This window comes from Streptomyces sp. Root431 (assembly GCF_001426585.1).
Taxonomy (GTDB): domain Bacteria; phylum Actinomycetota; class Actinomycetes; order Streptomycetales; family Streptomycetaceae; genus Streptomyces; species Streptomyces stackebrandtii.
Map to the genome: position 1 here is coordinate 40,679 of NZ_LMEI01000007.1, position 26,234 is coordinate 66,912.

At 72.9% G+C, this 26,234-nt stretch carries 24 protein-coding genes and 1 pseudogene; 9 read left to right on the forward strand and 16 right to left on the reverse strand.

Annotation, left to right across the window (positions count from 1 at the left end; translation table 11 throughout):
• Positions 1-23 precede the first annotated feature (23 nt).
• Complete coding sequence (greA, locus tag ASC82_RS07445; protein WP_024757817.1) at positions 24-521, reverse strand: transcription elongation factor GreA; 498 nt, start codon at positions 519-521, stop codon at positions 24-26.
• 189 nt (positions 522-710) lie between these two features.
• Positions 711-1,112: a DUF4307 domain-containing protein gene (locus ASC82_RS07450; RefSeq protein ID WP_056643497.1), complete on the reverse strand. Its 402-nt coding sequence runs from the start codon at positions 1,110-1,112 to the stop codon at positions 711-713.
• A gap of 98 nt (positions 1,113-1,210) precedes the next feature.
• Between ASC82_RS07450 and mca the strand changes: the two genes are divergently transcribed.
• From mca to ASC82_RS07475, 5 genes are all read left to right on the forward strand, one after another.
• The gene (gene mca / locus ASC82_RS07455) at positions 1,211-2,092 is read left to right on the forward strand and encodes a mycothiol conjugate amidase Mca (protein WP_056643502.1); all 882 of its coding nucleotides are present in this window, start codon (positions 1,211-1,213) and stop codon (positions 2,090-2,092) included.
• Entirely contained in the window at positions 2,085-2,330 is a 246-nt protein-coding gene (locus tag ASC82_RS07460) for a hypothetical protein (protein WP_198540449.1), read from the forward strand. Before mca ends, ASC82_RS07460 begins: the two co-directional genes overlap by 8 nt.
• 113 nt (positions 2,331-2,443) lie before the next feature.
• Complete coding sequence (locus ASC82_RS07465) at positions 2,444-3,076, forward strand: ATP-binding cassette domain-containing protein (RefSeq protein ID WP_056643503.1); 633 nt, start codon at positions 2,444-2,446, stop codon at positions 3,074-3,076.
• Positions 3,073-4,614: a hypothetical protein gene (locus tag ASC82_RS07470; RefSeq protein WP_056643505.1), complete on the forward strand. Its 1,542-nt coding sequence runs from the start codon at positions 3,073-3,075 to the stop codon at positions 4,612-4,614. Before ASC82_RS07465 ends, ASC82_RS07470 begins: the two co-directional genes overlap by 4 nt.
• Before the next feature lie 70 nt (positions 4,615-4,684).
• Positions 4,685-6,712 carry a thioredoxin domain-containing protein gene (locus ASC82_RS07475; protein WP_056643506.1) on the forward strand — a complete coding sequence of 676 codons (2,028 nt, stop codon included), beginning with the start codon at positions 4,685-4,687 and terminating at the stop codon, positions 6,710-6,712.
• A 77-nt stretch (positions 6,713-6,789) separates the two neighbouring features.
• Here the strand turns inward: ASC82_RS07475 and ASC82_RS07480 are convergent, their stop codons facing one another.
• The 3 genes from ASC82_RS07480 to ASC82_RS07490 form a co-directional block, all read right to left on the reverse strand.
• Entirely contained in the window at positions 6,790-7,197 is a 408-nt protein-coding gene (locus ASC82_RS07480; RefSeq protein ID WP_056643507.1) for a rodlin, read from the reverse strand.
• A gap of 97 nt (positions 7,198-7,294) precedes the next feature.
• Positions 7,295-8,335 carry an LCP family protein gene (locus ASC82_RS07485; RefSeq protein WP_056643508.1) on the reverse strand — a complete coding sequence of 347 codons (1,041 nt, stop codon included), beginning with the start codon at positions 8,333-8,335 and terminating at the stop codon, positions 7,295-7,297.
• A gap of 392 nt (positions 8,336-8,727) precedes the next feature.
• Positions 8,728-9,138 (reverse strand): rodlin, encoded by a 411-nt coding sequence (locus tag ASC82_RS07490; protein ID WP_056643511.1) that lies wholly within the window; start codon positions 9,136-9,138, stop codon positions 8,728-8,730.
• A gap of 219 nt (positions 9,139-9,357) precedes the next feature.
• Here ASC82_RS07490 and ASC82_RS07495 point away from each other — a divergent pair, with 219 nt between their 5' ends.
• Both ASC82_RS07495 and ASC82_RS07500 read left to right on the forward strand, forming a co-directional pair.
• Positions 9,358-9,771, forward strand: a complete 414-nt coding sequence (locus ASC82_RS07495) for a rodlin (RefSeq protein ID WP_056643513.1) — start codon at positions 9,358-9,360, stop codon at positions 9,769-9,771.
• 176 nt (positions 9,772-9,947) lie between these two features.
• Complete coding sequence (locus ASC82_RS07500) at positions 9,948-10,181, forward strand: chaplin (protein ID WP_056643515.1); 234 nt, start codon at positions 9,948-9,950, stop codon at positions 10,179-10,181.
• Between the two features lie 68 nt (positions 10,182-10,249).
• Here the strand turns inward: ASC82_RS07500 and ASC82_RS07505 are convergent, their stop codons facing one another.
• Together ASC82_RS07505 and ASC82_RS07510 are read right to left on the reverse strand one after the other, a co-directional pair.
• Positions 10,250-11,506, reverse strand: coding sequence for an FAD-dependent oxidoreductase (locus tag ASC82_RS07505; RefSeq protein WP_056644802.1), 1,257 nt, complete (start codon positions 11,504-11,506; stop codon positions 10,250-10,252).
• A gap of 35 nt (positions 11,507-11,541) precedes the next feature.
• Positions 11,542-12,765: an ATP-grasp domain-containing protein gene (locus tag ASC82_RS07510; RefSeq protein WP_242427604.1), complete on the reverse strand. Its 1,224-nt coding sequence runs from the start codon at positions 12,763-12,765 to the stop codon at positions 11,542-11,544.
• 427 nt (positions 12,766-13,192) lie between these two features.
• Here ASC82_RS07510 and ASC82_RS30990 point away from each other — a divergent pair.
• Positions 13,193-14,041: pseudogene (locus ASC82_RS30990) on the forward strand (glycosyl hydrolase); the annotation flags it as partial.
• 699 nt (positions 14,042-14,740) lie between these two features.
• Here the strand turns inward: ASC82_RS30990 and ASC82_RS07520 are convergent.
• The 9 genes from ASC82_RS07520 to ASC82_RS07560 form a co-directional block, all read right to left on the reverse strand.
• Entirely contained in the window at positions 14,741-15,880 is a 1,140-nt protein-coding gene (locus ASC82_RS07520; protein ID WP_056643521.1) for a GNAT family N-acetyltransferase, read from the reverse strand.
• Positions 15,877-16,569, reverse strand: a complete 693-nt coding sequence (locus tag ASC82_RS07525; protein ID WP_056643523.1) for a hypothetical protein — start codon at positions 16,567-16,569, stop codon at positions 15,877-15,879. The genes ASC82_RS07520 and ASC82_RS07525 overlap by 4 nt, the downstream gene beginning before the upstream one ends.
• Positions 16,570-16,582: 13 nt before the next feature.
• Positions 16,583-17,716, reverse strand: a complete 1,134-nt coding sequence (locus ASC82_RS07530) for a glycosyltransferase (protein ID WP_056643525.1) — start codon at positions 17,714-17,716, stop codon at positions 16,583-16,585.
• Positions 17,713-18,525, reverse strand: coding sequence for a polysaccharide deacetylase family protein (locus ASC82_RS07535; RefSeq protein WP_056643527.1), 813 nt, complete (start codon positions 18,523-18,525; stop codon positions 17,713-17,715). The genes ASC82_RS07530 and ASC82_RS07535 overlap by 4 nt, the downstream gene beginning before the upstream one ends.
• Complete coding sequence (locus tag ASC82_RS07540; protein ID WP_242427626.1) at positions 18,422-20,122, reverse strand: lipid II flippase MurJ; 1,701 nt, start codon at positions 20,120-20,122, stop codon at positions 18,422-18,424. The genes ASC82_RS07535 and ASC82_RS07540 overlap by 104 nt, the downstream gene beginning before the upstream one ends.
• Before the next feature lie 277 nt (positions 20,123-20,399).
• Positions 20,400-21,737 (reverse strand): O-antigen ligase family protein, encoded by a 1,338-nt coding sequence (locus ASC82_RS07545; RefSeq protein ID WP_056643529.1) that lies wholly within the window; start codon positions 21,735-21,737, stop codon positions 20,400-20,402.
• Between the two features lie 2 nt (positions 21,738-21,739).
• Complete coding sequence (locus ASC82_RS07550) at positions 21,740-23,191, reverse strand: sugar transferase (RefSeq protein ID WP_056643531.1); 1,452 nt, start codon at positions 23,189-23,191, stop codon at positions 21,740-21,742.
• Entirely contained in the window at positions 23,188-24,333 is a 1,146-nt protein-coding gene (locus tag ASC82_RS07555) for a glycosyltransferase (RefSeq protein WP_242427605.1), read from the reverse strand. The genes ASC82_RS07550 and ASC82_RS07555 overlap by 4 nt, the downstream gene beginning before the upstream one ends.
• Position 24,334: 1 nt before the next feature.
• Positions 24,335-25,393 (reverse strand): DUF3344 domain-containing protein, encoded by a 1,059-nt coding sequence (locus ASC82_RS07560; protein ID WP_056643533.1) that lies wholly within the window; start codon positions 25,391-25,393, stop codon positions 24,335-24,337.
• Positions 25,394-25,775: 382 nt separating this feature from the next.
• On the opposite strand from ASC82_RS07560, the gene ASC82_RS07565 reads away from it, so the two are divergent.
• Positions 25,776-26,015 (forward strand): chaplin, encoded by a 240-nt coding sequence (locus ASC82_RS07565; RefSeq protein ID WP_055646045.1) that lies wholly within the window; start codon positions 25,776-25,778, stop codon positions 26,013-26,015.
• The last annotated feature ends 219 nt before the right edge of the window (positions 26,016-26,234 follow it).

The following is a 26,234-nucleotide window of genomic DNA, read 5'->3' on the forward strand; positions in this document are numbered from 1 at the left end:
CACGGAGCGGGCGAGGCGGTGGCTCAGCGGCCGTACGGCGTGGCGCTGAGGATCTTCACCGTGGCCTTCTTGCCGTTCGGCAGCTCGTACTCGGCGTCGTCACCGGCCTTCTTGCCGTTGACGCCGACGCCGAGCGGCGACTGCGGCGAGTAGGTCTCGATGTCGTCGCTCGCGTACTCGCGGGAGGCGAGCAGGAAGGTCATCGTGTCGTCCTCGTCGCCGTCGAAGGCGATCGTGACGACCATGCCCGGCTCGACGATGCCGTCGTCCGCCGGGGCCTCGCCGACCTTGGCGTGCTCAAGGAGCTGGGTGAGCTGACGGACCCGGAGCTCCTGCTTGCCCTGCTCCTCCTTGGCCGCGTGGTACCCGCCGTTCTCGCGCAGGTCTCCCTCTTCGCGCGCCGCCGCGATCTTGGTCGCGATTTCGGTACGCGCGGGACCAGACAGGTACTCAAGCTCTCCCTTGAGCTTGTCGTACGCCTCCTGGGTGAGCCAGGTGACGTTGTCGCTGGTCTGGGTCACAGGTGCTCCTCGTAGGTACTGGGAATACAAAGCATCGCCCTACACGGGCAGCATGCGCTTCCCGAGCGGGCGAAACCACGAGCCTAACAATGAGTGGCGAAAAGCGGGAGGACATAAACCATCAGGATGGCGTCACCCCAGGTCACGCACGTGACCCGCCGGGACTCGTCACCCGGTCCCTACCCACGGCTACCGGGCCGTACACCCCACGAGCTCGGCACTCGTCGCGTGCGCGGTCGTGCGGAGCGTGAAGACGCTGTCGACGCGGCCGGCGGGGTCGTCGATCCGCACATCCTTGCGAGCCACCTCGGTGCCGTCCTCGGCCCGCGAGCGCAGCGTGCAGACGCCCTTGACGCCCTCGTCCTTGCGGATCTCCAGGTGCACCTGCACCTCGGTGGGGCTCACCACGTCGAACTTGATCATCTCGGCGCTGATCTTGTTGTCGACGACGTAGTACCAGCCGAACCAGCCCATCAGGCCGAGGAAGAGGACACCCAGCGTCGCTCCGATGACCTTGAGCTTGCGGTCGGCCCGCTCGTCCGCGGAGCGCCCGTAGCGCCCTTCGGGCAGCTGCTCTCGCACCGCGCTCATGGTGGATCCTCTCGAAGCCGGGGGTGGCGGAATTTTCGATCCCCCGATTCCGTCACTATAGAAGCCTCCCTCCGCGTCGAATCACTGAGGATCGAGTCTTGACCGAGCAACTGCGACTGATGGCCGTGCACGCCCACCCCGACGACGAGTCGAGCAAGGGTGCGGCCACGATGGCCAAGTACGTGTCCGAGGGGGTGGACGTCATCGTGGTGACGTGCACGGGCGGCGAGCGCGGCTCGGTCCTCAACCCCCAGCTCCAGGGTGACGCCTACATCGAGGCGAACATCCACGAGGTGCGCCGCAAGGAGATGGACGAGGCCCGCGAGATCCTCGGCGTCTCCCAGGAATGGCTGGGATTCGTCGACTCGGGCCTGCCCGAGGGCGACCCGCTGCCCCCGCTCCCCGAGGGCTGCTTCGCCCTGGAGGACGTCGACACGGCGGCCGGTGAGCTGGTCCGCAAGATCCGTTCGTTCCGCCCGCAGGTCATCACGACCTACGACGAGAACGGCGGCTACCCGCACCCCGACCACATCATGACCCACAAGATCACGATGGTGGCCTTCGACGGCGCGACCGACGCCGAGAAGTACCCGGAGGCCGAGTTCGGCCCGGTCTGGCAGCCCCTGAAGCTCTACTACAACCAGGGCTTCAACCGTCCCCGCACGGTCGCCCTGCACGAGGCGCTGATCGCCCGCGGCATGGAGTCCCCCTACGGGGAGTGGCTGGAGCGCTGGAAGGAGTTCCAGCGCGCGGAGCGGACCCTGACCACGTTCGTGCCCTGCGCCGAGTTCTTCGAGACCCGCGACAAGGCCCTGATCGCCCACCGCACCCAGATCGACCCCGACGGTGGCTGGTTCCGGGTCCCGATGGACATCCAGAAGGAGGTCTGGCCGACGGAGGAGTACGAGCTCAGCAAGGCGCTGGTCCCGACCTCCCTCCCCGAGGAAGATCTCTTCGCGGGCATCCGCGACAATGCCTGACATGAGCGCACACCTGGCACTGACCCAGCTTGTCCCCTTCGCCGCCGAAGAGCTGGACAAGAACAAGGTGACCCCCGGCGTCCTCGGCTTCGTCGTCTTCGCGGTCCTGGCCCTCGCGGTCTGGCAGCTGATGAAGTCGATGAACCGCCACATGGGCAAGGTCTCCTTCGAGGAGGCCCCGGACCCGGCGGCCACCGCGGACACCCCGGCGGCCGAGGCCGGCGCCACCGGAAAGTAGCGACGACGCCCCCTGTCCCGTACCCGTGGCGGTACGGGACAGGGGGCGCCCGTACGCCTGCCCCAGACACGAGGTGCACGGAGATGCGTACTGACCGGTTAGAGGGCGGGGCGGTGAGCGACGTGCCCGCGCTCGCCGCGGAGGGCGCCGCGGTCGACCTGGACGGGACCACGCTCCTCGCACCCACGACCTTCTCGGTGATGCCGGGCGAGTTCCGGTGTCTCACCGGCAGCAACGGCTCGGGGAAGACGACCCTCCTGCGGGCCTTCCTGGGGAGCCGGCGGCTGACGGACGGCACCGTCCTCGTGCACGGCGAGCCCGTCGACATGGCCAGGCCCCGGCACCGGCGGCTCGTGGCCTCGCTGGTCGAACCGGTTCCCGTCGCGCGGGACATGACCCTGCGCGAGCAGGTGACCCTGGTCGCCGCCTCCTGGTACGGCAACACCGCGGCCACCGCCGAACGCGCCGACGAGATCATCGGGCGCCTGGGGCTCACCACACTGGGCACCCGCTTCCCCTCCCAGCTCTCCTCCGGCCAGCTCCAGCTCTTCCACCTCGCACTGACCCTGGTCCGCCCCGCCGACGTCGTCCTGCTCGACGAGCCCGAGCGGCACCTCGACACCGACCGCGTCGCCCTCGTCGGCGCCCTCCTCGCCGAGCGCGCGCGACAGGGCACGTCGTTCCTGGTCGCCACCCATGAGCCCGCCCTGGTGAAGGCCGGCGACGGTGTCATGGAGCTGGGATGACGACCGGGAGCATCACCGAGACCGAGGCCGACCCCAGGGCCCGCGTCCACGCCGTACGGCACCGGTACGCCCACCGCGGCGACCGCGCCACTCCGCAGGACCGGGCGTACTCCGTCTACCTCACCGCCATCCTCGGCCTCGTCTACGTGGCTCCGGTCGTCTACCTGGTCAGGACCACCCGGCCGCTCCTCTCCCTGGAGTCCTCCGCGGCGGCGACCCCCGTGGCGTGCCTGGTCGCGGCGGCGGCCGTCTGGGGCGCCCAGCTCGCCGGCCGGTTCTGGGGGCCACTGGTGCTCAAGCCGTTCCTGCTGCACGTGTTCATGAACACCGACCTGCCCCCCGCTTCCTACCTCGGCGCGATCGCCCGCCGCCGCCTCGCGTACGCGGGCCTCGGCACGCTCCTCGTCATGTGCACGGCGACGTTCCTCGCGACCGACCTGTTCGACCACGCGGGAAGCGCACTCGTCCCGCAGAGCGCGGCCGTCGCGCTCGCCACCGGCGCCGTAGCCCCCGTGGCGTGGCTGTGGGGCCAGGTCCGAACGGTGCGAGACAACCTCCTGCTGGCCACCGCCGTGGCCGCAACGGCCGTCACCGTGACCCTGCTGGGCCGGTCGGCCCTCCTGGGCGGGGCCGGTCTCTGGCTCGTCGCCGGTGTCCTCACGGTCGCGGCGGCGGTACTCGGCAGTTCAGCCTTCCGATCCGTCCCAACGGTCGACCTCGCCCGGCTCGCCCGCGAATCGGCCCGCGCCGCCGAGGCCCAGACCTTCGCCTGGACCGGCACGCTCCACCACGCGCTCGACCTCTACCGCCCGGAACCCCGCGGACTCACCTCGGCCCTGACCCGCCCCGACGGACGTCTGCGCGGCCACCTCGCCCAGGGAGCGGTCCGCGCGCTCCGCACAAGGGGCCGCGCCATCGCGGCCGCGGTGTTCCTCCTGACCGGCGGCGCCGTCCTGACGCTCGGCGTCACGACCCCGGACGCCCGCTTATCGACACTGTCCTGGGCGGCCGGCGCGGCGGGCGTGTACTGGGGATCCGGCTGGGTCGGCGAGACCTGGCGCGGCCTGCGCGACGAACTGACCCTGACCCCGCTGCTCGGCGAACGGTGGGGCGGAACCCTCGCCCGCACCCTGGCCTGGCCCGTCGCGGTCGTGACGGTCACGGTAGGTCTGGCGAGCGGCACCGTGATCCTGACCCGGTCGCCTCTCCAGGCCGGCGGCCCGGCACTGCTCGTCACGGCGTCGGTGGTGCTCGCGCTCGGCGCCAGGTTCCTGCGCGAGATGAAGACGAACCTCCCCATCGAGCTCCTGCTCCCCGTCATCACGCCCCTGGGCGACCTCTCCGCCCTCCGCGTCTTCGTCTGGCAGTTCGACGGACTCGTCGTCGTCCTGGCCGGCGTCCTCGTCATGAACGAGATGCCCTCCACCCCCACCGCCACCCTGACCGCCCTCGCCCTCACCGCCTGGTGCCTCCGCGCCGGCCTGCGCCGCACGGGCCGGCCCCTCCGCCGCCTCCTCACCCGCCTCGGCCGCGCCTAGGGGTGTCCTCCCCGGTCGTACGGGGGAGGCATCCCGCACGACCCCGGGACGGCAGGGCAGGATGGGCCCCATGGCGAACCGACTGGCCCATGAGACCTCCCCTTACCTCCTTCAGCACGCCGACAACCCGGTCGACTGGTGGCCCTGGTCGGCCGAGGCCTTCGAGGAGGCCAGGCGCCGCGACGTCCCGGTGCTGCTCAGCGTCGGCTACAGCTCCTGCCACTGGTGCCACGTGATGGCGCACGAGTCCTTCGAGGACGACGCCACCGCGGCCCTGGTCAACGAGCACTTCGTCGCCGTCAAGGTGGACCGCGAGGAGCGACCCGACGTCGACGCGGTCTACATGGAGGCCGTCCAGGCCGCCACCGGCCAGGGCGGCTGGCCGATGACCGTCTTCCTCACCCCGGACGCCGCCCCCTTCTACTTCGGCACGTACTTCCCGCCGGAGCCCCGCCACGGCATGCCCTCCTTCGCCGACGTCCTGGAAGGCGTCCGCGACGCCTGGGCCGACCGGCGCGACGAGGTCGGCGAGGTCGCCGGCCGGATCGTCAAGGACCTCGCGGGCCGCTCCCTCGCCTACGGCGGCGACGGCGTCCCCGGCCAGGAGGAGCTCGCGCAGGCCCTCCTCGGCCTCGTTCGCGAGTACGACGCCACCCGCGGCGGCTTCGGCGGCGCCCCCAAGTTCCCGCCGTCGATGGCCCTGGAGTTCCTGCTCCGCCACCACGCCCGTACGGGCTCCGAGGGCGCGCTCCAGATGGCCGCCGACACCTGCGAGGCCATGGCCCGCGGCGGGATCTACGACCAGCTCGGCGGCGGCTTCGCCCGCTACGCCGTCGACCGGGAGTGGGTTGTGCCCCATTTTGAGAAAATGCTCTATGATAACGCCCTTTTGTGCAGGGTGTACGCGCACCTCTGGCGGGCCACCGGCAGCGACCTGGCCCGCCGGGTCGCCCTGGAGACCGCCGACTTCATGGTCCGCGAGCTCCGCACCCCCGAGGGCGGCTTCGCCTCCGCCCTCGACGCCGACTCCGACGACGGCACCGGCAAGCACGTCGAGGGCGCCTACTACGCCTGGACCCCCGAGCAGCTCACCGCCGTCCTCGGCGAGGAGGACGCCGCCCTCGCCGCCGCCCACTACGGCGTCACCGAGGACGGCACCTTCGAGCACGGCAGCTCCGTCCTCCAGCTCCCGCGGTCCGTCGAAACAGCCGTCGCCGACGCCGACCGGATCGCCTCGATCGCCGCCCGGCTCCTCGCCGCCCGCGAGGAGCGCGAGCGCCCCGGCCGCGACGACAAGGTCGTCGCCGCCTGGAACGGCCTCGCGATCGCCGCCCTCGCCGAGACCGGCGCCCTCCTCGGCCGCCCCGACCTCGTCGAGCGCGCCACCGAGGCCGCCGACCTGCTCGTCCGGGTCCACATGGACGAGACCGCCCGCCTCACCCGTACGTCCAAGGACGGCCGGGCGGGCACCAACGCGGGGGTCCTGGAGGACTACGCCGACGTCGCCGAGGGCTTCCTCGCCCTCGCCGCCGTCACCGGCGAAGGCGCCTGGCTCGAGTTCGCCGGCTTCCTCCTGGACATCGTCCTCGACCGCTTCACCGGCGAGGGCGGCGCGCTGTACGACACCGCCCACGACGCCGAGGCCCTCATCCGCCGCCCGCAGGACCCCACGGACAACGCCGCCCCCTCGGGCTGGACCGCCGCCGCCGGAGCGCTCCTCTCGTACGCCGCCCACACCGGCTCGGAGGCCCACCGCACCGCCGCCGAAGGAGCCCTCGGCGTCGTGAAGGCCCTCGGCCCTCGCGCGCCCCGCTTCATCGGCTGGGGCCTTGCGGTCGCCGAGGCCCTCCTCGACGGGCCCCGCGAGATCGCCGTCGTGGGCGCCCCCGCCGACGAGGCCTTCCAGGAGCTGCGCCGTACCGCGCTCCTGGCCACCGCCCCCGGCGCGGTGCTCGCGACCGGCGCCCCCGGCAGCGAGGAGTTCCCGCTCCTGAAGGACCGCCCGCTGGTGGGCGGCGGGGCCGCCGCGTACGTCTGCCGTCACTTCGTGTGCGACGCCCCGGTCACCGACCCGGCCGAGCTCGCCGGGAAGCTGTGAACCCGGCGCGGTAAAGGGGACGGCCCCGCCACCCCTCCGAGGAGGGGCGGCGGGGCCGCCGTGCCGAGCGGCGTCGCTCAGCTGTTGCCGGCGCCGTTGCCGGACAGCACGGGGATGTCGCTGAGGATGTGCGACAGCGGCTCGTCACCCTTGGCCTGGGTGGAGTTCTCGGTGCACTGCTGGTTCTGCGGGGAGGACAGGACGTTGATGTCCTGGACCGCGATCGGGATGAGGCCGATGAGCGAACCGGCGTTGACCTTGGCCGGGAGACCGACGCACGGCTTGTTCAGGGAGCCCTGGACGAGCGCGAACTGCGGGCTCATGTTGCCGTACGTGGCGGAGTTGCCGAACTCCTGGTGGGCACCGTTGCCGCTCAGCGAGGTCGTGCCACCGTCGTCGGCGATGGCGAGCGCCTGCCCGGCACCCGCCGCCGTCGCGCCGAGAACCGACGCGGCCACAGCAGCCGTAGCCAACAGCTTCTTCATGAGGTAAGGCCTTTCGGATACTGGCTCGCGCTGAGTGCCGAGCCGTGCTGATCAACTGGTCAGAGGCCCGGAGGTTCCGGTAAGTCCACCGGACGGCCTACGGGCAGATGAGCGAGGCCCCCGCGGCGGGCGCGTACGTGCCCACCGGGATCGTGCTCGGAGCGACGTCCCCGGCGACCGGCAGCGGCCGGTCCTCGCGCATCCGCCCGAAGACCTCCGCCGCCCCCTCCTCGTCCCAGGCGAGCGTGGACCCGACGCCCTCGATGTTCGCGTTGAAGCCCCGGACGGGCACGGTCGCGAACTCCATGCGGTCCGGGGGCAGGTCCCGCAGCCGGGCGGCGAGCGTCAGCAGCTCTCCCGTCGAGATCCCCCGCTCGGCCTCCGCCGTCCCGCGCAGCGCGGCGGCGAAGTCGTGCAGCTGCTCCGGGTCGTCGAGGACGCCCTCGCGCAGCCGCTCCAGGGTGTTGACGACGAACTGCTGCTGCTTGCGGATCCGGCCGAAGTCCATCTGTCCGTCCGCCTTCCGCGAGCGGACGTACTGGAGCGCCTCGCCGCCGGCGACGCGCTTGGTCCCGGGCTGGAGGTCGATGCCGGTGGACGGGTCCTTGAGGGGCTCGGCCGTACAGATGGGCACCCCGCCGTCGACGCGGTCCACGGTGTCCATGAAGCGTCGGAAGTCGATCTCCAGGTACCGGTGGACGTCGAGCCCGGTCATCGACTCGACGGTCTCCACGGCGAAGGAGGAACCGCCCTCCGCCCAGGCGCTGTTGATCTTCGCGGGGTGGGCGGCGTGCACCTTGCCGGTCCGTCGGTCGCGGTGGTCGGCGGGGAAGGAGGTGAGCGAGTCGCGGGGCAGACTCACGACGTCGACCCGGTCGTTGGCCGCGGAGACGTGCACGAGCATCATCACGTCCGTGCAGTCGCACCCCTGGCCGCCCAGCCGGAAGCGCTCCTTCTCCTCCGCGGTGACGCCCTTGCGGGTGTCGAGGCCGACCACCAGGAGGTTCAGCCCCTGTTCAGGTTCGGGGAGTTCGGTCGGGACGGCGGCGAGCGCGCCGGGAACGAGTGCGGTGAGCGCGGCGAGGGCCGCGGGGACGAACAGCAGCCGCCGTGGCCGCTTCGGGCGCGGGAAATTCATGCCCGCACGCTAATTCGACCCCGCTCGTACAGAGGTACGCGACGCGACATGGAGAGAGCGAATCACTCTCCTGCGGCGCCTGTGTAATGCTGTCCAATGATGCGTGAATCGCAGCGGAGGGAGCGAAGATGGCGCCGGGTCCCGGGAAATGGGAACGGATGGCCTTCATTCCGAAGAGCCGATATGTGAGTGACCAGCCGAACGCCGATCGCACGCCGTTCCCGGTCTATTCCTCACTGGTGACGCAGTGGGTGCAGGCGGGGCGCACGGTGCCGGGAATGCCGGACCGGGAGTGGGAACGACTGATGGCCACGCCCGTCTGGCCGCGCCCGTAGAAGAACACGGAAAGGGGCCGCCCCGGGAGGGCGGCCCCTTCACGCGTGAGCGGTACGTCAGTTGTTGCCGACGCCGTTGCCCGACAGGATCGGGATGTCGTCCAGGATGTGCGACAGGGCCTCGTCACCCTTGGCCTGGGTGGAGTTCTCGGTGCACTGCTGGTTCTGCGGGGAGGACAGGACGTTGATGTCCTGGACCGCGATCGGGATGGCGCCGATGAGCGAACCGGCGTTGACCTTGGCCGGCAGTCCGATGCACGGCTTGTTCAGGGAGCCCTGGACGAGCGCGAACTGCGGGCTCATGTTGCCGTAGGTGGCGGAGTTGCCGTACTCCTGGTGGGCACCGTTGCCGCTGAGCGAGGTGGTGCCGCCGTCGTTGGCGATGGCGAGCGCCGGGGTCGCCATCGCGGCGGTGGCGCCGACGATGGAAGCGGCTGCGGCCGCGGTGGCCATAACCTTCTTGATCACGGGAGTTCCCTTCTAGAACCGGCTCCGTGCAGGGAGCGCCCTGATCAACTGCCCTCCGGACGCCCGGGTTCCGCTGTGTCACCCCCTTGGCGGAGCGCACTCGGCAGCGCGAAACGATGTCCCAGTCGAACGAGTGAAGCGCCGGAACCATTGCCACTCGCCGGAGTTGATCCCGTCGCATCAATCAGGTCGATTGGTGGGAACAGGAACGGAATCACCGTGATCAAGAAGATTATGGCGGCTGCGGCTGTGACGGCCTCTGTTGTCGGCGCTTCCGCTGCGGCGGCCTCCCCGGCGCTCGCCATCGCCAACGACGGCGGCACCACGTCGCTCAGCGGCAACGGCGCCCACCAGTCCTTCGGCAACTCCAAGACCGCCGGTGACATGAGCCCGCAGTTCTCGGCCATCCAGGGCTCGCTGAACAAGCTCTGCCTCGGTGTCCCGGTCAAGGGCAACGTCGGCTCGGTCGTCGGCGTCCTCGTCCCGGTCGCCGTCCAGGACGTCAACGTCCTGTCCTCCCCGCAGAACCAGCAGTGCGCGGAGAACTCCACCCAGGCCAAGGGTGACGAGCCGCTTTCGCACATCGTCGAGGACATCCCGGTCCTCTCCGGTAACGGCGCCTACAACGGCTGATCCGCACCGCGCACGACAGGGCCGGAGGGAACGTCCACGTTCCCTCCGGCCCTGATTTGTGCGCGCAATGGAGTGAAAGAGGCGACGTCGCCGTTGTTTAGGTTTCCTTTGTGAGGCGTGTTCGTTGTGTGGTGTGCAGCGGAAATCTATTCCGCCGAGGAAAGGATGCAGACGCAATGAACTGTAAGAAGGCCGCGGCCGTCATCGCCGGAATCGTCATGGCCATGGGTGTGGCGTCGCCCGCCTTCGCGGACGCGGACGCGCACGGCGTGGCCATCGGTTCGCCGGGCGTCCTGTCCGGCAACGTCGTCCAGGCCCCGATCCACATCCCGATCAACGTCTGCGGCAACAGCGTGAACGTCATCGGCGTGCTGAACCCGGCCGTCGGCAACTTCTGCGGCAACTTCTGAGTCCTCAGCGGCACTCGGACACACGGGCCGGCCCCGGAGAGCACCCGCTCCCCGGGGGCGGCCCTCGCCTATGCCCGTACGGGAGCCTCACCGCCCGTACGGGGACGGGCCACCGTGCCGCGCCGGGCGCCCGACCGCAGCCGCTGCCGGACCCCCTTCACCAGCCGGCCCGCCGTGTACTCGGCGCCGAAGACGAACCGCATCGACGGCCCGTACGACGGGGCCGTGAGCAGCCCCGCGAGGAAGAGCCCCGGCCAGGAGGACTCGAAGAGGCCGCCGACCTCCGGGGCGCCGACCGCGCCGACCGTCCGCAGCGCCCCGCGCAGCGCCGGGTCGAGCATCCCCGCCCGCTCCAGACTCGGGGTGAAGCCGGTCGCCGCGACGACGTGGTCCGTCTCCAGGACCGTCGTGCCCCCCGGCCCGCTGACGTCGAGCCGGAGCCGCTCGTCCCCGGTCACGGCCGCCGAGGTGACTCGCTGCCCGAGCCGTACGTCCCCGACCGCAGCGAACCGCTCGCGCAGCCACCACGCGCCCGCCGGACCGAGCGCCGAGTCGAAGATCCGCTCGCGGGTGGCGGCCGGCAGCCGCCGGAAGAACCCCGGGCTGTCCGCGTAGAGCTTGTTGTGCCAGCCGCAGCCGAGGCCCGTGTGCGGGGCGCGCACCGAGGGCCACAGGCCGCGGTCGAGGGCCGGCGGCAGGGTGTTCCAGTTCAGCCGGTCCGCGCGGGCGACGATCCGGACGGCGGCGGCGCCCTGCTCGGTGAGGAGCGCGGCCGTCTCCAGGGCGGCCTGACCGGCGCCGACGACGGTCACGTCCTGCCCGGCGAAGCGGTCGAGCCCGCCGTGGTGGCTGGAGTGCGTGACGTACCGCCGGGGGAGCCCCCGCAGCGGACCGGGGATCTCCATGAAGGGCAGAACCCCGACGGCGAGGGCCACCGTCCGCGCCCGGAGCGGCTCGCCGTCCTCCGTGCGCAGCTCGAAGCCCCCGGCCGCGGGCGCGATCGAGGCGATCAGGCGCTCGTCGAGCGCGGGCACGGCCTGGCGGGCGAACCAGTCGCCGTACGCGGCGAAGAAGTCGACCGGGAGCGGCACGCCGTGCTCGGCGCGGACGCCCCGCGTCACGGCGTACGCGTCGAGGCCGTACGCCCCCTCCGGGTCGGACAGGTGCGAGGCCCAGGGCTCCGACTTCAGGAACATGCCCGCGGGCATGGCGTGCCAGGACTCCATCGAGCGGCCGAAGGTCCGCAGGTCCAGCCCGTGGGCCGCCGCGTGCGCGGCCACGGACAGACCGTACGGCCCGGCCCCGACGACCACCAGGTCGTGCATCGACTTTGACATCGTGCCTTCCGCCTTCATCGTTCTCATCGTTGGGTGAGCTGGTCGGGGGTGGTGCGGGCCGGCCCGGGGAGGGTGGCCCGATGCCGGGCCCGGCCGCTCCGGAGCCGCCGGGACACCGCGCCGACGGCCTTGCGCAGGAGGTGCGAGAGCCAGGCGAGGCCCATCGCGAGCGCGGGCACCGGGTCGTCGGCCGCGTACCAGGCGAACTCGGTCCGCCCCGGCCGGGCGGCGCCTGGCTCGGCCGCGCACCGGGGGCGCGGGGAGGCGACGAGCGAGAGCGCCGCGTAGTTCTCGACGACGAACCGGCGGCCGTACGCGGGGGAGTGCGGCGGCACCGGACGGCCCGTCAGGTCCAGGTGCGCCGCCCGCACGACGTCCAGCCCCTCGGAGTCGGCGAAGAGACGGAACTGCGCGCCGGGCCGGGGGTTGAAGTCGAGCAGGTGGTACGCGCCCGTGGACCGGTCGAGCCGGAAGTCCAGGTCGCACACGCCCCGGTAGCCCAGCGCGTCGAGCAGCTCGCGGGCCGCCCGGTCCACGGCCGGGTTCGCCGCCCAGCGGCCCACGGCGGTGAGCCCGGCCCCGTCGGGCCAGGAGCGCTCCTTGCGGCCGGTGGCCCCCGTCGCGCAGCGGCCTGCGGAGTCCACGTACCCGTGGAAGAACCAGTCCAGGTCCCGGCCCGCCGGAAGGAGTTCCTGGAGCAGCAGCCGGCTGCCGGCCTCGGGCGTGCGGTCGTACAACTCCCGCACCTCGGCGAGGGACCCCACGATCGAGGTGCTGCGCAGCCCGCGGCCGGCCGGCAGCAGCCAGGGCCTGCTCCATTTGGCGACCACCGGGAGGCCGAGCGACCAGGCCATGGCGGCGGCCTCGTCGGCGCCGGTGGGGAGTTCGGTCCGCGGGTGGGGCAGTCCGAGCGCCGCGCAGGTCCTGGCGAGCGCGGCCTTGTCCGCGACCCGCAGGAGCTGGTCCTCGGTCTGCTCGGGCAGCAGGAAGCGCGGGGCGAGCTCGGCGCGGCGGCGGGCCAGGGCGAGGGCGCTGATGTCGTCCAGGGGGAGGACGAGCACGGGATGTGAGGCCCCGTCGGATGCCGGGTCCTCGATGGCGTGGCCGGCGTGGCCGATCTCCTCGGCGATGCGGACCAGCAGCTCCGTGAGGGCGGCGGAGGACGTCGTGGCGGGGCCCGTGCGGGCCGAGCGGAGATACCGGGACCGGGCGACCGGACTGGTGCTCGATTCGATGACGGCATGCACCGGAATTCCCGCCCGTCCCAGCGATCGGGCGGCGCCGAGAGTGCCGTGATGGAAGGGGTTCCGGTCGAGCCGCACAAGAACGGTGGGTACGCGGGTGTCGAAACTCTGACGGCGCGGCACGGCATGCCCTTCATCTCGGGTGCCCCAACTGGGCGATCAAATCCTCTAATGGACTACTGATCAGAGGGAAGCCGAGTTCACGGTCGGCTCATTAGGAATACTTTCGGAGTATCGGATTGACGGATCATCAAAAAGCGAGCGACGTGAAGGAGCGGCCATGGCAGCTGCACAGCGGAGAACATCGAGAGCGTGGCTGGGGGTGTTCACCGCCGGTCTCCTCGCCTCGGGCTCGGTCGTCCTGTCGTCCCCCGCCCACGCCACCGACTCCGTAACGACGAAGGACCCCGGACCGACTCTCTCCAGCGCCATGGGAGCCTTCCTCGACTCGGGCGCACTCGGGGTCGCCCGCATCGGGCAGCTCGAACGGTGGCTCGGCGGTCGCGAGCTCCGGGTCGGTCACACCTACCTGCCGGGCGACCTCTGGAAGAACATCGAGGGCCCGCCCGGCTTCCTCGACGCCTGGGCGGACTGGCGCAACGAGAAGGACGACCGGCTCTTCGTCCTCAACGTCCCCATGCTGGAACGGAACGAGGCCGGCGTCTCCGACTACGAGGTCCGCCGCCAGCTCCAGCTCGGCGCCGCCGGGTACTACGACCACCACTTCACGACCCTCGCCCAGCGGCTCGTCGAGCTCCGGGCCACCGACACCGTCATCGTCCTCGGCTGGGAGATGAACGGCACGACGTACACCCACCGGTGCGCGCCGGACCCCACGGCCTGGAAGAAGTACTGGACCCGCATCGTCACCGCGATGCGAGCCGTGCCGGGGCAGAAGTTCCGCTTCGACTTCAACCCGAGCCGGGGCCGGGACGCCGTTCCGTGGACCGAGTGCTACCCGGGCGACGACGTCGTCGACATCATCGGCATGGACTCGTACGACCAGCCGCCGGGAATGTCTTTCGACGAACACGTGAGCGAGCCGTACGGGCTGCAGAAGCAGGTCGATTTCGCCGCCGAGCACGGAAAGCAGATCTCCTATCCCGAATGGGGGCTCTTCCGCAACGGCGACAACCCCGTGTACATGCGGCGCATGCTCGAATGGATGAAGCTGCACAAGCCGCTATACCACACCATCACGGATTACTGTCCGCACGGTGTTTGGCAGTGCGACGACAATCCGAAGTCGTCGCTGGTGTTCCGTCAGATGCTGTTCGGGACGGAACCGGAGATCCCTGAAATCCCGGAGATTCCGGTGGATCCGGTGGACCCTGTGGATCCGGTGGACCCTGTGGATCCGGTGGACCCGGTGGACCCGGTCGATCCGGTGGACCCTGTGGACCCTGTGGACCCTGTGGACCCTGTGGATCCGGTTGACCCGGTTGACCCGGTCGACCCCGTGGATCCCGTTGACCCTGTGGATCCGGTTGACCCTGTGGATCCGACAGACCCGACGGTTCCGGTGCCGAAGCCTGAGCCGAAGCCCGAGCCGAAGCCTGAGCCCAAGCCCGAGCCGAAGCCGGAACCCAAGCCCGAGCCGAAGCCGGAGCCGAAGCCCGAGCCCAAGCCGGAGCCGAAGCCCGAGCCCAAGCCCGAGCCCAAGCCGGAGCCGAAGCCCGAGCCCAAGCCGGAACCCAAGCCCGAGCCCAAGCCGGAACCCAAGCCGGAACCCAAGCCCGAGCCCAAGCCGGAACCCAAGCCCGAGCCCGAGCCGAAGCCGGAACCCAAGCCCGACTGCTGGACCGTGAACCTCGGTTCGTGGGTCGAGAGTTGGATCGGTGGGCCCGTCTGTGTCCCGAAGGACTCCTGGAAGGACGAGGTCGACCTCGACTGGAAGGACGCGCTGAAGGGCGTCTGGCCCTTCTGACCGGAGCCGGATCCGGCCCTGGACCGGGCCGGATCCGCACGGCGGCGGAGATCATCCGCCGCCGTGCGGCGTCCGGCCGGGGAGTCGGGCGAGGGCTCGGCCCACCCAGGCCCGCTCCCGGGCCTGGCGGGCGGCCCAGCGGCGGCCGTTCGCGGCGCCCGCGCGCAGCCACAGGAGCGGGGCCGTACGGCGCCCGGCGAGCATCAGTCGCTGGTTGCGGACGGCCTCGGGGCGCCAGTGCTGCTTGTACGGCTCGGTGCCGCGCAGCATGCTCAGCGTGGCCCGGCCGCCGGTGCTGGTCTCGCGGGCCCCGTGGCGGAGCAGCATCGTCGCCACGTCGACCTTGCGGGCCCGCAGCGCCGGGTCGGCGCCGTACAGATAGCCGCCGGCGAGCCGGGGCGACATCAGGGTCAGGTCGGCGGCGACCACGTCCCCGGCGAGCCGGAACTCGGTGACCATCGCGTCGCCGCGCTCCACCATGGGGCGGACCGCCCGCGCGAGGTGCTGGGCGAAGCGCCGGCTGGTGTGCTCGGCGGTCACGCCCCGCCCCGCCCACTGGAGCTGATGGAGCTTCAGGAGCCGGTCGAGGGCGGCCGGGACCTCGTCGCCGGTGACGACGTGCGAGTCGATGCCGAGGGCGTCGAGCTTGCGGAGCTTGGCGCGGACCCGCTGGGCCTTCCCGGAGGGGATCCGTTCGAGCAGCCCCTCCATAGGGACGGCGGGCAGCTCAAGGCACAGCGAGTCGGGCAGCCTGCGGCGCGGCCCGTGCCAGCGGGCGAAGACCCGCTCGGTGGCCGCCCCGGGCCGTACCTCCCGCAGGTCGATCACCGCGGCCCGGGCCGCCCGGGCGAGTGCCCGGGCCAGGGTGGGCGCGGCCTCGGGGCAGTCGTCGTCGAGCAGCACGTCCGTGAAGTCGGTGATGTCGCCGCCGAGCTGGGTGAGGACGGGCAGCGGCCCGCGGGCCCGCATCAGGGGCGCGGCGGCGACGAGTTCGCCGCTCTCCCGTCGTACGAGCACCACCCGCAGCGCACCGGGCCGCCCGTACGAGAGCCACCAGGAGTGCAGCCAGGAGTGGGACTGGAAGGGGGTGGCGGAGGAGCAGCGCCCGTACAGCGCCGTCCACTCGGCCGCCAGCCGCCCGAACCGTTCCTCGTCACGGCAGATCTCGGTCCGCAGGGCTCTCGGGGTCACACCGCCTCCGGTTCCGGCTGGTGCGCGGCGACCGCGGGGGCGGGCACCGCGGCGGGCGAGGTGACGGGCGAGGCCGTGGCGGGCTGGCGGGAGTGGCGGGCCTCGCCGCGCGAGGAGGAGCGCTTCGGGCGGACGAGGAGGACCAGGCCGCCGAGGAGCCCGCCCGCACAGCCGCCCACGAGCGCGGAGAGCGGCGCGGACGGGGAGACCGGGGCGACCGGCTTGGTCGCGCGCGAGAACTGGACGACCTTGACGCCCGTGCTGCCCGCGACGTGCGTGCTGTTGAGGACGAGCGCGCGGGCCACCCCGTCGGCCATGGACACGGCCTTCGCGGGCTTCTCGGCCCGGGCGGTGATCGAGATCATCGGCGCGTCCGGGGAGGTCGCGGCCTGCACGCTCTTGCGCAGCGTGTCGGCGGTGACGCCCGCCCACACCTGGGCGTCGCCGGTCACCGCGATGTCGGTGGCGACCCGCCCGTAGGCCTGGGCGAAGCCGAGCGCCGCCGCCGGGTCGGACTTCTCGGCCGGTACGACGATGACGTAGCTGACCGCCGCGTACTGCGGGGTCTTGAGCGCTCCGTATCCGCCGCCGAGGACCGCTCCGGCGAGGACGGCGGCGGGGAGCACGGCCCAGCGGCCCGGACGGCGGAGACCGGCGGGCGGGAAGGCGCGGGGTGGGGTGGTGTTCATCGTGCGGGCTCTCTCACTTCGCGGGGGACGGGGTGCCGTGGACGGCCTGGTCGTAGAGGGACATCAACTGCCCGGCGCTCCGCGTGATGTCGTAGCGGCGGGCGGCCGCCGGCTGCGGGAGCCGGGCGAGCCGTGCGTTGCGGATGCCGCGCAGCGCGGAGATCAGCTCGGGTACGGACTCGCCGATCCGGCGCGCGCCGGGGGCCGCGTCCGGGGGCAGGTCGTCGATCGCGGGGCAGGCCACGTACAGCACGGGAAGGCCGGCGGCCAGCGCCTCGACGACGGCGAGCCCGAAGGTCTCGTCGGGGGAGGTGGACACGAAGACGTCCATGGCGGAGAGCAGTTCGGGCAGCGAGGGGCCGATCGAGGCGACGGACGGCGGGTCCTCGCAGGCCCCGACGAGCAGCACCCGGTCGGCGGCCCCGCACTCCCGGGCGATCCGCAGCAGCTCCTCGCGGTGCTCGCCCTCGCCGACGAGGAGCAGCCGCGCCTCCGGCACGGCGGCCACGGCCCGGACGAGCCGGTCGAACCGCTTCCCCGGCGCGAGCCGCCCCACCCCGCCGACGACGTGCGCGTCCTCGGGGATGCCGAGGACGCCCCGGGTGAGGCGGCGGGCGCGGGCGTCGAAGGCGAAGCGGCCGCTCTCGATGCCGTTGGGCACCACCTGGATGCGGTCCGCGGGCACCCCCCAGTCGGCGAGCCGGCGGGCCACGCTGGGCGAGACGGCGACCGTGGACGTGCCGAGCCGCTCGGACGCCAGGTACAGGGCGCGGGTGCCCGCGGAGAGCGGGCGGCCCTCGATCTGGGCGTCGCCGAGCGAGTGTTCGGTGGCGATGACCCGGCGGACCCCGGCGAGCCGGGCCGCGAGCCTGCCGTACACGCACGCCCGGTAGAGGTGGGTGTGGACGAGGTCGTAGCGGCCCTGGCGGACGATCCGCGCGAGGCGGGGGAGCGCGCCGAGGTCGCGGTTGCCGGCCATGCCCAGGTGGGTGACGGGGGTGCCGTCGGACTCGATGCCCGCGGCGACCGCACCGGGGTTGGTGAGGGTGACCACCCCGTGCTGGACCGGGAGGTGGCGCAGCAGGAGCCGCAGCTGCTGCTCGGCGCCGCCGATGCCGAGCCCGGTGATGACGTGCAGGACCTTCACGGCGCACCGACCACGGCGGGTCCGGCCTGGGCGGCGCGCGGGGGGAACACGTCGACGGGGTGGCGGCGGCGCAGCGGGTGCAGCACGCGCTTGGCGGTGAGCCGCCAGGAGGTGTCGTCCTCGCCGATGTGGACGCGGGGCAGGGCGTACGCGCTGGTGTGCGGGCCCGGGTCGATCGCGCAGGCGTGGCGGTAGCCGGCCTTCCGCACGGCGTGGATCACGCGCGGGTCGACCTTCCCGTACGGGTAGCAGAAGCCGTCGACGGTGTCGCCGGTCATCTCCTCCAGGAGCTCGCGGCTGCGCCGGGTCTCGTCGGCGAGCGTCGTGTCGTCGGCCTCGGTGAGGGCGATGTGGGTGAGGCCGTGGGAGCCGATCTCCATGCCGGCCTCGGCGATCCGCCGGATGCCGTCCTCGTCGAGGAGCCGTTTGCGCGGGCCGTCGGCGTCCCAGGCGTTCTCGCCGCCGAGCCGGCCGGGCAGGACGTAGACGGTGGCGGTGAAGCCGTGGCGGCGCAGCAGCGGCAGCGCCGATTCGTGGAAGTCGGCGTAGCCGTCGTCGAAGGTGAGGCCGACGAGCCCCTTGGCGCGCCCGGCGGCGGTGGCGGCGAGCAGCTCCCGCACCGAGACCCCGCGCAGCCCCCGGTCGCCGAGCCAGTGCAGCTGCCGGGCGAAGCGGACGGGGGAGACGGTCACGTGGTACGGGTCGTCACCGGGGTCCGTGATCGAGTGGTACATCGCCACCCACAGGGGCGGTTTCACCCACAGGGGCGGCTTCGGCAGCAGTCGGCGCAGCGCGGTGGGGGCGGGCATGGTCGGTCCTCCGTGAGGCGGAGCGGGGCAGGGGCGGAATCTCCGGCGCGTTGGCGGCGCAGGCGATGAAGAGCAGGAAGACGCCGCTGACGACCAGGCTCGCGACGGCGACGGCGAGGGCGGCGGAGTCGATCGCGACCGAGCAGAGCCAGCCGGCGCCGGTGGCCCAGGCGCCGGCGGTGGCGAGCCGGAGGAGGCCCTCGCCGAGCCGGTCGACCTGGACGGGCACGGTCTGGCGGTGCGCGCCGCGCAGCAGCAGGACGGCGGAGAAGGTGATGCCGAGCGCGTTGGCGGCGGCGATGCCGACGGCGCCCCAGTAGTGGGCGCCGGGGATCCCGGCGACGGTGGTCGTGGCGAGCCCGGCGGCCATGGCGGCGGCCGGGTACCAGAGGGGGCGGGCGGCGGAGAAGTAGCAGCGGACGAGGGCGCCGACCATGGTCTGGCCCAGCAGGCCGAGGGCGTAGACGCGCATGACGGCGGCGGTGGCCACCGTGTCCGTACGGTCGAACTCGCCCCTCTCGAAGAGGAGTTCGACAATCTTCGGGGCGGCGGCGATCACCGTCGAGGCACCGACGAGGACGACGACCGCGGCGAGCAGCAGATCCCGCTCGACCCGGCGGCGGGCCGCCTCCGTGTCGCCCGCCGCGAGCGCGCGGGCGACCACCGGGAAGCTGACCGTGCACAGCATCAGGGAGAGGATCATCGGCATCTGCGCGACCTTCTGCGCGTAGTTCAGATGCGAGATCGCCCCGGCGGGCAGCGGCGAGGCGAGGAACCGCTCGATCAGGGTCTGGGACTGGCGGCAGAGCGAGAAGGCGACGACGGGCGCGATGAGACCGAGGACCAGGATGCGGCCCTCCGCGCCGACCCGCCCGCTCTCGGGGGCGAGCGTGGTCGGCTCCTCCTTCGGGACCGGCCGGGTCCGCAGCTCGCGCAGGAGCGAGGGCGCCTGGACGAGGACCATCAGGACCCCGCCGACCGCGACCCCGGCGGCGGCCGACCGCACGCCCCACGGCTCGCGCAGCACCAGGATCGTGCCGATGATGCCGACGTTGTACGCCACGTAGATCGCGGCCGGCGGCACGAAGCAGCCGTGCGCGCGGAGCGCGGCCGAGCAGTACCCCACCAGCGCGAAGGACAGCACGCAGGTCGCGGTCAGCCGGGTGCAGTCGACGGCGAGCTGGGGGCCGGGCAGGCCGGGTGCGAGGGCGGAGACGATCAGCGGCGCCGCCAGGACGAGTACGGCGGCGGCGACGGCGACGGCGAGGGTGAGCCGCGGGAGCGTGCCCCGCACGAGCGCGCGCACCGGATCCCCGAAGAGGCTGCCGGAGCGGCGGGCCAGGGCCCGGGAGAAGGCGGGCACGAGGATCAGCGCGAGCGCGTCCTCGATCAGCAGCGTCGACGCGAACTCGGGCACGGTCCACGCCACGAGGAACGCGTCGGTCTCGGCGCCCGCGCCGAAGTACCCGGCGAGGATCTGGTCCCGGACGAGCCCGAGCAGGGCCCCGAGGGCGGTGAGCGCGGCGGTGACGGCGGCGGCCTTCGCGAGGAAGCCCCGCCCCTGCACCCGGTCCGCCGCCGTCGCCCGCACCCGCACCCGGGCGTGCGCCCGGCGCCCGCGCGGCGGCGGCTGCGCCCGCACCCGGTCGGCCCGTACGACCGTGTCGGTCGCCGTCCTCCCGGCCGCACCCGCGGCCCCCACCGCACCGACCCCCGGCAGCGCCGAGGCCTCCGGGGCCCACGGGGAGTCCGTGGGGCCCGGAGGCGCGGTCGGCCAGGGGTCGGCGAGCGGGGTGCCGCAGGGCGGCCGGGGAGCGGAGCGCGGGGCGCCGGGCCACGGAGTGTCCGTGGGCTCCGGCTCCCCGGCCCACGGGTCACGCACGCCGCACCTCCGCCAGCGACCACCAGGCCGCCAGGCCGAACACGACGGACATCAGCACCGTCGACGGGCCGCCGATGTCCGCGTAGAAGAAGTCGATGAGCTGCCACGACAGCAGCCCCGCCGCGACGAGCGCGCAGTCCGCGCCGAGGCGCCGCCGCCGCAGCGCGCCGACGAGCAGCGCCACCCAGCTGCCCGCCAGGGCGAGCAGCCCCACGAGCCCCTGCTCGCTGAGGACCAGGAGGTACATGTTGTGCGGGGACAGCAGCGGCTGCCGCTGGAAGGCCGCGCCCGCGCCCGCCGTGTCGCTGCCGGAGGACAGTGCCAGCGAGGCGTTCGAGTCGCGGTACGCGGGGAAGCCCTTGAGCCCGACTCCCGTCAGCGGCTCCGTGCTCCACATCCGTCCGGCCGCCGCCCACATCGTGTACCGGTCCGTCACCGACTGGTCCGGCGCTGCCGCCACCTGCGTGATGCTGGCGACCCGCTCCTTCACCATCGCCGAACCGATGCCGAGGCCGCCGACGAGGACGACCCCGAGGGCGCCCGCCGCGAGCGCCACCCGCGCCGCCCGGCGCGGCCCGGAGAGCAGCAGCTGGATCCCGCAGGCGAGCACGGTCGCGATCCACGCGCCCCGGCTGAACGACAGCACCAGCGGCAGGAAGAGCAGCCCCGCGCAGACCAGCGCCGCCGTCCGGGTCCGGCCCGGCCCGCTGCCGAGCGCGATCCCGGTGACGATGACGAGCCCGTACGACACGACCGTCGCCATGCCCATCACATCGGTCGGCCCGAAGGTGCCGACGGCCCGGATGTCCTCGCCCATGTACGAGGCGCCCGTCCCGGTCAGGTACTGGAGCACGCCCACCGCGCCCTGGAGCAGCGCGAGTCCGACGAGGCCCCAGGCGACGACGGCGAAGTCCCGCCGGTCGCGGATCATCAGGAGCACGGCCGCCGGGACGAGGACGAAGATCTGTACGTAGCGGGCGACGCCCGGCAGGCTCGCCGCCGGGTCGCTCGACGTGATCGCGGCCAGACAGATCCCGAGGACGGGCAGGCCGAGGACGACGGCCGCCGCCCGGGTCAGCGGCCGGGCGCCGCCGCGCAGCACCCGCACGAGACAGATCAGGACGAGGAGCCCGGAGGCCGCGTCCGCGATCGTGCCCGTACCACCGGTCCCGCCCTGCGCGCCGCCGCCGCCCGGGACGAGCAGCAGCGCGATCACGGCCAGGACCGGGGACAGCGCCCCGGCCCGGCGGGCCCAGTCCCGTACGTCCTCGCGGTACCGGTCCCGGGCCTCCGGGGCGACCGCCGGCACATGCGTCACGGCCGTGGCCATCCTCAGCTCCCTGTGGGTCGGACGAGCCCGGCCGCCGTACGCAGCAGGATGCAGACGTCCTGCCAGAGCGACCAGTGGTCGATGTAGTGGTTGTCGAAGCGGCAGCGGTCCTCGATCGAGGTGTCGCCGCGCAGCCCGTGCACCTGCGCCAGACCCGTCAGCCCCACCGGCATCCGGTGCCGGGCCGCGTAACCAGCGTGGATCTTGCTGAACTGGGCGACGAAGTACGGACGTTCGGGACGTGGCCCGACCAGGCTCATGTCCCCCCGCAGCACGTTCCACAGCTGCGGCAGCTCGTCCAGCGAGCTCTTGCGCAGGAAACTGCCGGCCGCGCTCATCCGCCGGTCGCCCGCCACGTTCCAGCGGGTCGCCGACTCGGTGTCGTCGGACGGCCGCAGCGTACGGAACTTGAGGAGCGTGAAGTGGCGGCCGTGCTGGCCCACCCGCTCCTGCCGGAACAGGACCCCCGGACCGTCCGAGAGGCGCACGGCGAGCGCGCACAGCAGCAGCACCGGCAGCGCGAGCGCGAGCGCGGGCGCGGCGAGCACGATGTCGAGCGCGCGCTTGGCGGTCAGCCCGCGGCGCTCGCCCAGCGGGACGATCCGGTGCCGGGCGTACCCCCACAGGTGCTCGCCCATCGGCCCCGTCTGCCGCTCGCCGCCCACGCGCCACGTCGTGCAGCCGTAGTGCTGGAAGAGCGTCACCAGACCCGGGTCGTCGTCGAGGAACACCGCCTCGCACACGCTGTTCTGGATGACGGCCCGGTGGATCTCCTCGGTCGTGGTGAGCACCGGGAGTCCGGCCTCCCGGGCCGTCCGGGAAGCCCCGCCCTGCTCCGGCACGCCGACGATCCCGACCGGCCGCAGCCCGTACTCGGGGTGCTGGGCCGCCGCGGCGGCGAACCGGCGCGCGGCACCCGCCCCGCCGACGACGAGCGCCGAGCGCGGGTGCTCCCGCGCCACCCGCCGCCTGCGGGCGAGCAGCACCGCGCGGACCAGGCACGCGACGGCGACGTGCGTGCCGTACGCGGCACACAGCCGCAGCGGCCCGATCGCCAGGGCGGGGGCGTACGCGGCGACCCCGGCCGCCGCCAGACACCAGGCGACCCCGGCGCGGGAGGCGAGCGCGGGCAGCTCGTCGAGCACCCGGGCGTGCGCGGCCGGCCGGTAGAGACCCCCGTGCCCGTCGAGGACGAGGACGAGCGCCGCGATCGGCAGCAGCAGCCGGGCGTCGTGGTGCGCCGCGCTCAGCAGCGAGGCTGCCGCGAGGACGGCGAGACAGTCGACCGCCACGAGCGGCCCGGCGCCGGACCGCCGCCGCCGGGCGGGGCGGCGCGGCAGCGCGAGCCGGTCGGTCGTGCCGCGGCGCTGTGCGAGGGAGACGAGGCCGAAGGCCTGGCCCGCCGTGGGCCAGGGGCCGGGCGAGGGAGGAACGCTGGTACTTTCCGTGGTCACTGCGCAATCGGCTCTCTGTGCTCGGCCCCCCGCACGCCGGCCAGTTCGCGGTAGACGTCCGCGACGGCCGCGCCGGTGCGCCGGACATCGAAACTGCTGAGTACGTGTTCGTGGGCCTCGCGGCCCAGACGGTGCCGCAGCTCCGGCCTGCCGAGGAGGCGGCCGAGAGCGGCGGCGAGCGCGGCCGGGTCCTCGGGCGGGACCAGGCACAGGGGTTCGTGGGCGGGCGGCAGGCTCTCGCGCGCTCCGTCCACATCGCTGACGACGACCGGCCGGCCGCTCGCCATGGCCTCCAGGGGCGCGAGCGCCATGCCCTCCCAGCGGGACGGCAGGACGACCACGTCGGCGGCCCGGTACCAGGGGACGGTGTCGTCGACGGCGCCGGTGAAGCGGACCGAAGGGCCGGCCGCCGCCCGCAGCCGCGCGCCGTCCGGGCCGTCACCGACCAGGACGAGACGGGCCGTCGGCACCTCCGCGAGGACCGCGGGCCAGGCGGCGAGCAGCACGTCCTGTCCCTTCTGGCGGCAGAGCCGGCCCACGCAGACGACGGTGGGCACGGGATTGCCGGGCGGGCCCGCGGTCGCGAACCGGGCCACGTCCACACCGTTGTGGACGACGGACCAGTCCGCCACGACCCCGGCCTCCTCGCCGGTACGGCGCTCGGCCTCGCTCACGCAGAGGATCCGGTCCGCCCAGCGGGCGCCGAACCGCTCCCAGCGGCGGGCCAGCGACGCGGTCGTCCCGGTGACCGCCTCGAAGGACCAGGCATGCGGCTGATACACCGTCGGAACCCGTCCCCGCAGGGCGAGTCGGGCACAGAGACCGGCCTTGGCGCTGTGCGCGTGGACGAGACCGGGCCGGACGGCGCGGATGACCCGCGCCAGCCCCGTCGTCTCGCGGACCAGCCCGGGGCCGGGGTCCCGGCCGGCCGGCCAGTCGTGGGTCTCCGCGCCCTCGACGCGGACCGCGGCGGAGACGGAGGTGTCCGGCGGGCACGCGACCGCGACCCGCAGGCCGGCGGCGCGCTGGGCGCGGACCAGGTCGACGACGACGCGGGCGACCCCGCCGTCACCGGGCTGGACCGCGTGCAGGACGGTGACGGACGAGAGGTCCGGCGCTTCAGGCGCCAGTGGAGGCCGCACGTCAGCGCCGGACGTCGGCCTGGAGGAAGAGCGCACCGAGCCAGACGGTGTCCTTCCGGCTGCCGAACCGGACGTGGACACGATCCGCCCCCTCACGCAGCGCCCCCCGCAGATCGAAGACGTCGGAGTCGTACCCCAGAGTGTTCGTACCATCGGGATAACGGACCGTCCGACCGGTGCCGAATTCGGTGATGCTGGAGTTCATGACGTCGTCCGCGGAATTGGCGGAATCGGCCATTCGGACGCTCTTGGACGCGCCCGTTTCGACCGCCAGGTAATCACCGGAAGTGCCGCGATCACCGTCATAGGCGATCACGCCGAGCCGTCCGCCCGCGCCCTTCGGATAACGCTTTCCATCGACCGGGACACGCAGCTCACCGCCCCCGGGGCCGACCGTTTCGAAACCGTCCCAGACGGCCAGTCGGCGCAGTGGTTCCGAGGGCTTCTCGTACGCGGCGACGAGCGTCCAGCCGCCCCAGCCGCCGACCTTCGAACGCCCCATGGCCACATTGACCTGGGCGACGGTCCACTGCCCCGGGCGGGCCGAGCGGACCAGCTCGGTGACGTCGGCGGAGGCCTGGAAGGCGTCCGCGCCGACGGCGGTGCGGTGCCCGATCAGGGTGTCGGCGAGCAGCGCCTTGTACTGGCCGCCGGGCTCGGCGATCAGGACGCGCCCGTTGTCCGCGGGCGGCTTCTGCTCGCCCACCCGCAGGTTCCCGCCCCAGTACAGACGGGCCCAGCTCACCCGGGCGCCCGCGGGAACCGCCAGCTCGGCGCGGCTGGAGTTGTATGTGTTGGGGTCCTTGTCCACGTCGACGTACGCGATCGAGGCGTTGTCGTTGACCGACTCGGTGCCCTTCACGCCCTTCGCCGAGGTGTTCGCGGCCCGCACGATCCCGCCGTGCTGCTCGGCCTGGTAGCGCGGGGCGAAGGGGACGCGCGCCGCCTCACCGGGCCGGGGCGCGGCGGCGGAGGCGACCGGCAGCGCGGCGGACAGGACCGCACACGACAGGGCGCACACCACACTGCGACGCACAGCAGGAAACGCTGAATTCCGCATACAGGTTCTCCGCTTTGATGAGAGGAGGAAGGGAAGACCCGAGAAGGCCGGGAGAGGGGAAGGTGTCGTCCGCACGAAATGGGTGAACGCGCGGCCGGCCCGGAAGCAACGTTCGGGAACGTTATAACCCCGACGCGGGGCGATAGTAAGCATTAGATGCTCGGAAACGCTAACTCCCGTATCCACGCGGCAGGTTCCTCGTTGAGCGTGTTGCGCCATTCCACGCCCAGTCCCTCCAATGGCCCTCTTATGGCCCAAAGATCGGTTGAACGTCACCCGTTCGGGAGAGCAACCGATGAAAGCCCGGGGCGTTGTTGAGGGAGCCGGGCCGAACAGTCCGCGCAGTCCGAGTTGGATGAATTCGATCGAGGAGCTCCTCCCCATGTCCCGTATCGCCAAGGCCGTTGTCCTGACCGTGGGTGCCGCCGCCGCGGTCGCCGGTGCCGCCGGCGTCGCCGCCGCCGACTCCATCGCCGAGGGCGCGGCCGTGAAGTCCCCGGGCGTCGGCTCCGGCAACGTCGTCCAGGTCCCGGTCCACATCCCGGTGAACGTCTGCGGCAACACCGTGAGCGTCATCGGCGCGCTGAACCCGACCTTCGGCAACTTCTGCGCCAACGTCTGATCTCGCACAGCGGATCGGTCCTTCCGAAGCCGGTGCGCCCACCCCGATCGGGGTGGGCGCACCGGCTTTTTCCTTGCGGGGACTGGTGGGCTACTCGTTCGGCCGCACCGTCGTGCGCCGTTCGGTGCAACGGCGTACGCCCCTTCGGGGGGCAGGCCAGAAGGGTGGATTCACTCGAACGGAGACGTGGCGCTCAGTAGTTCCCCGGTTGCGGAGGGC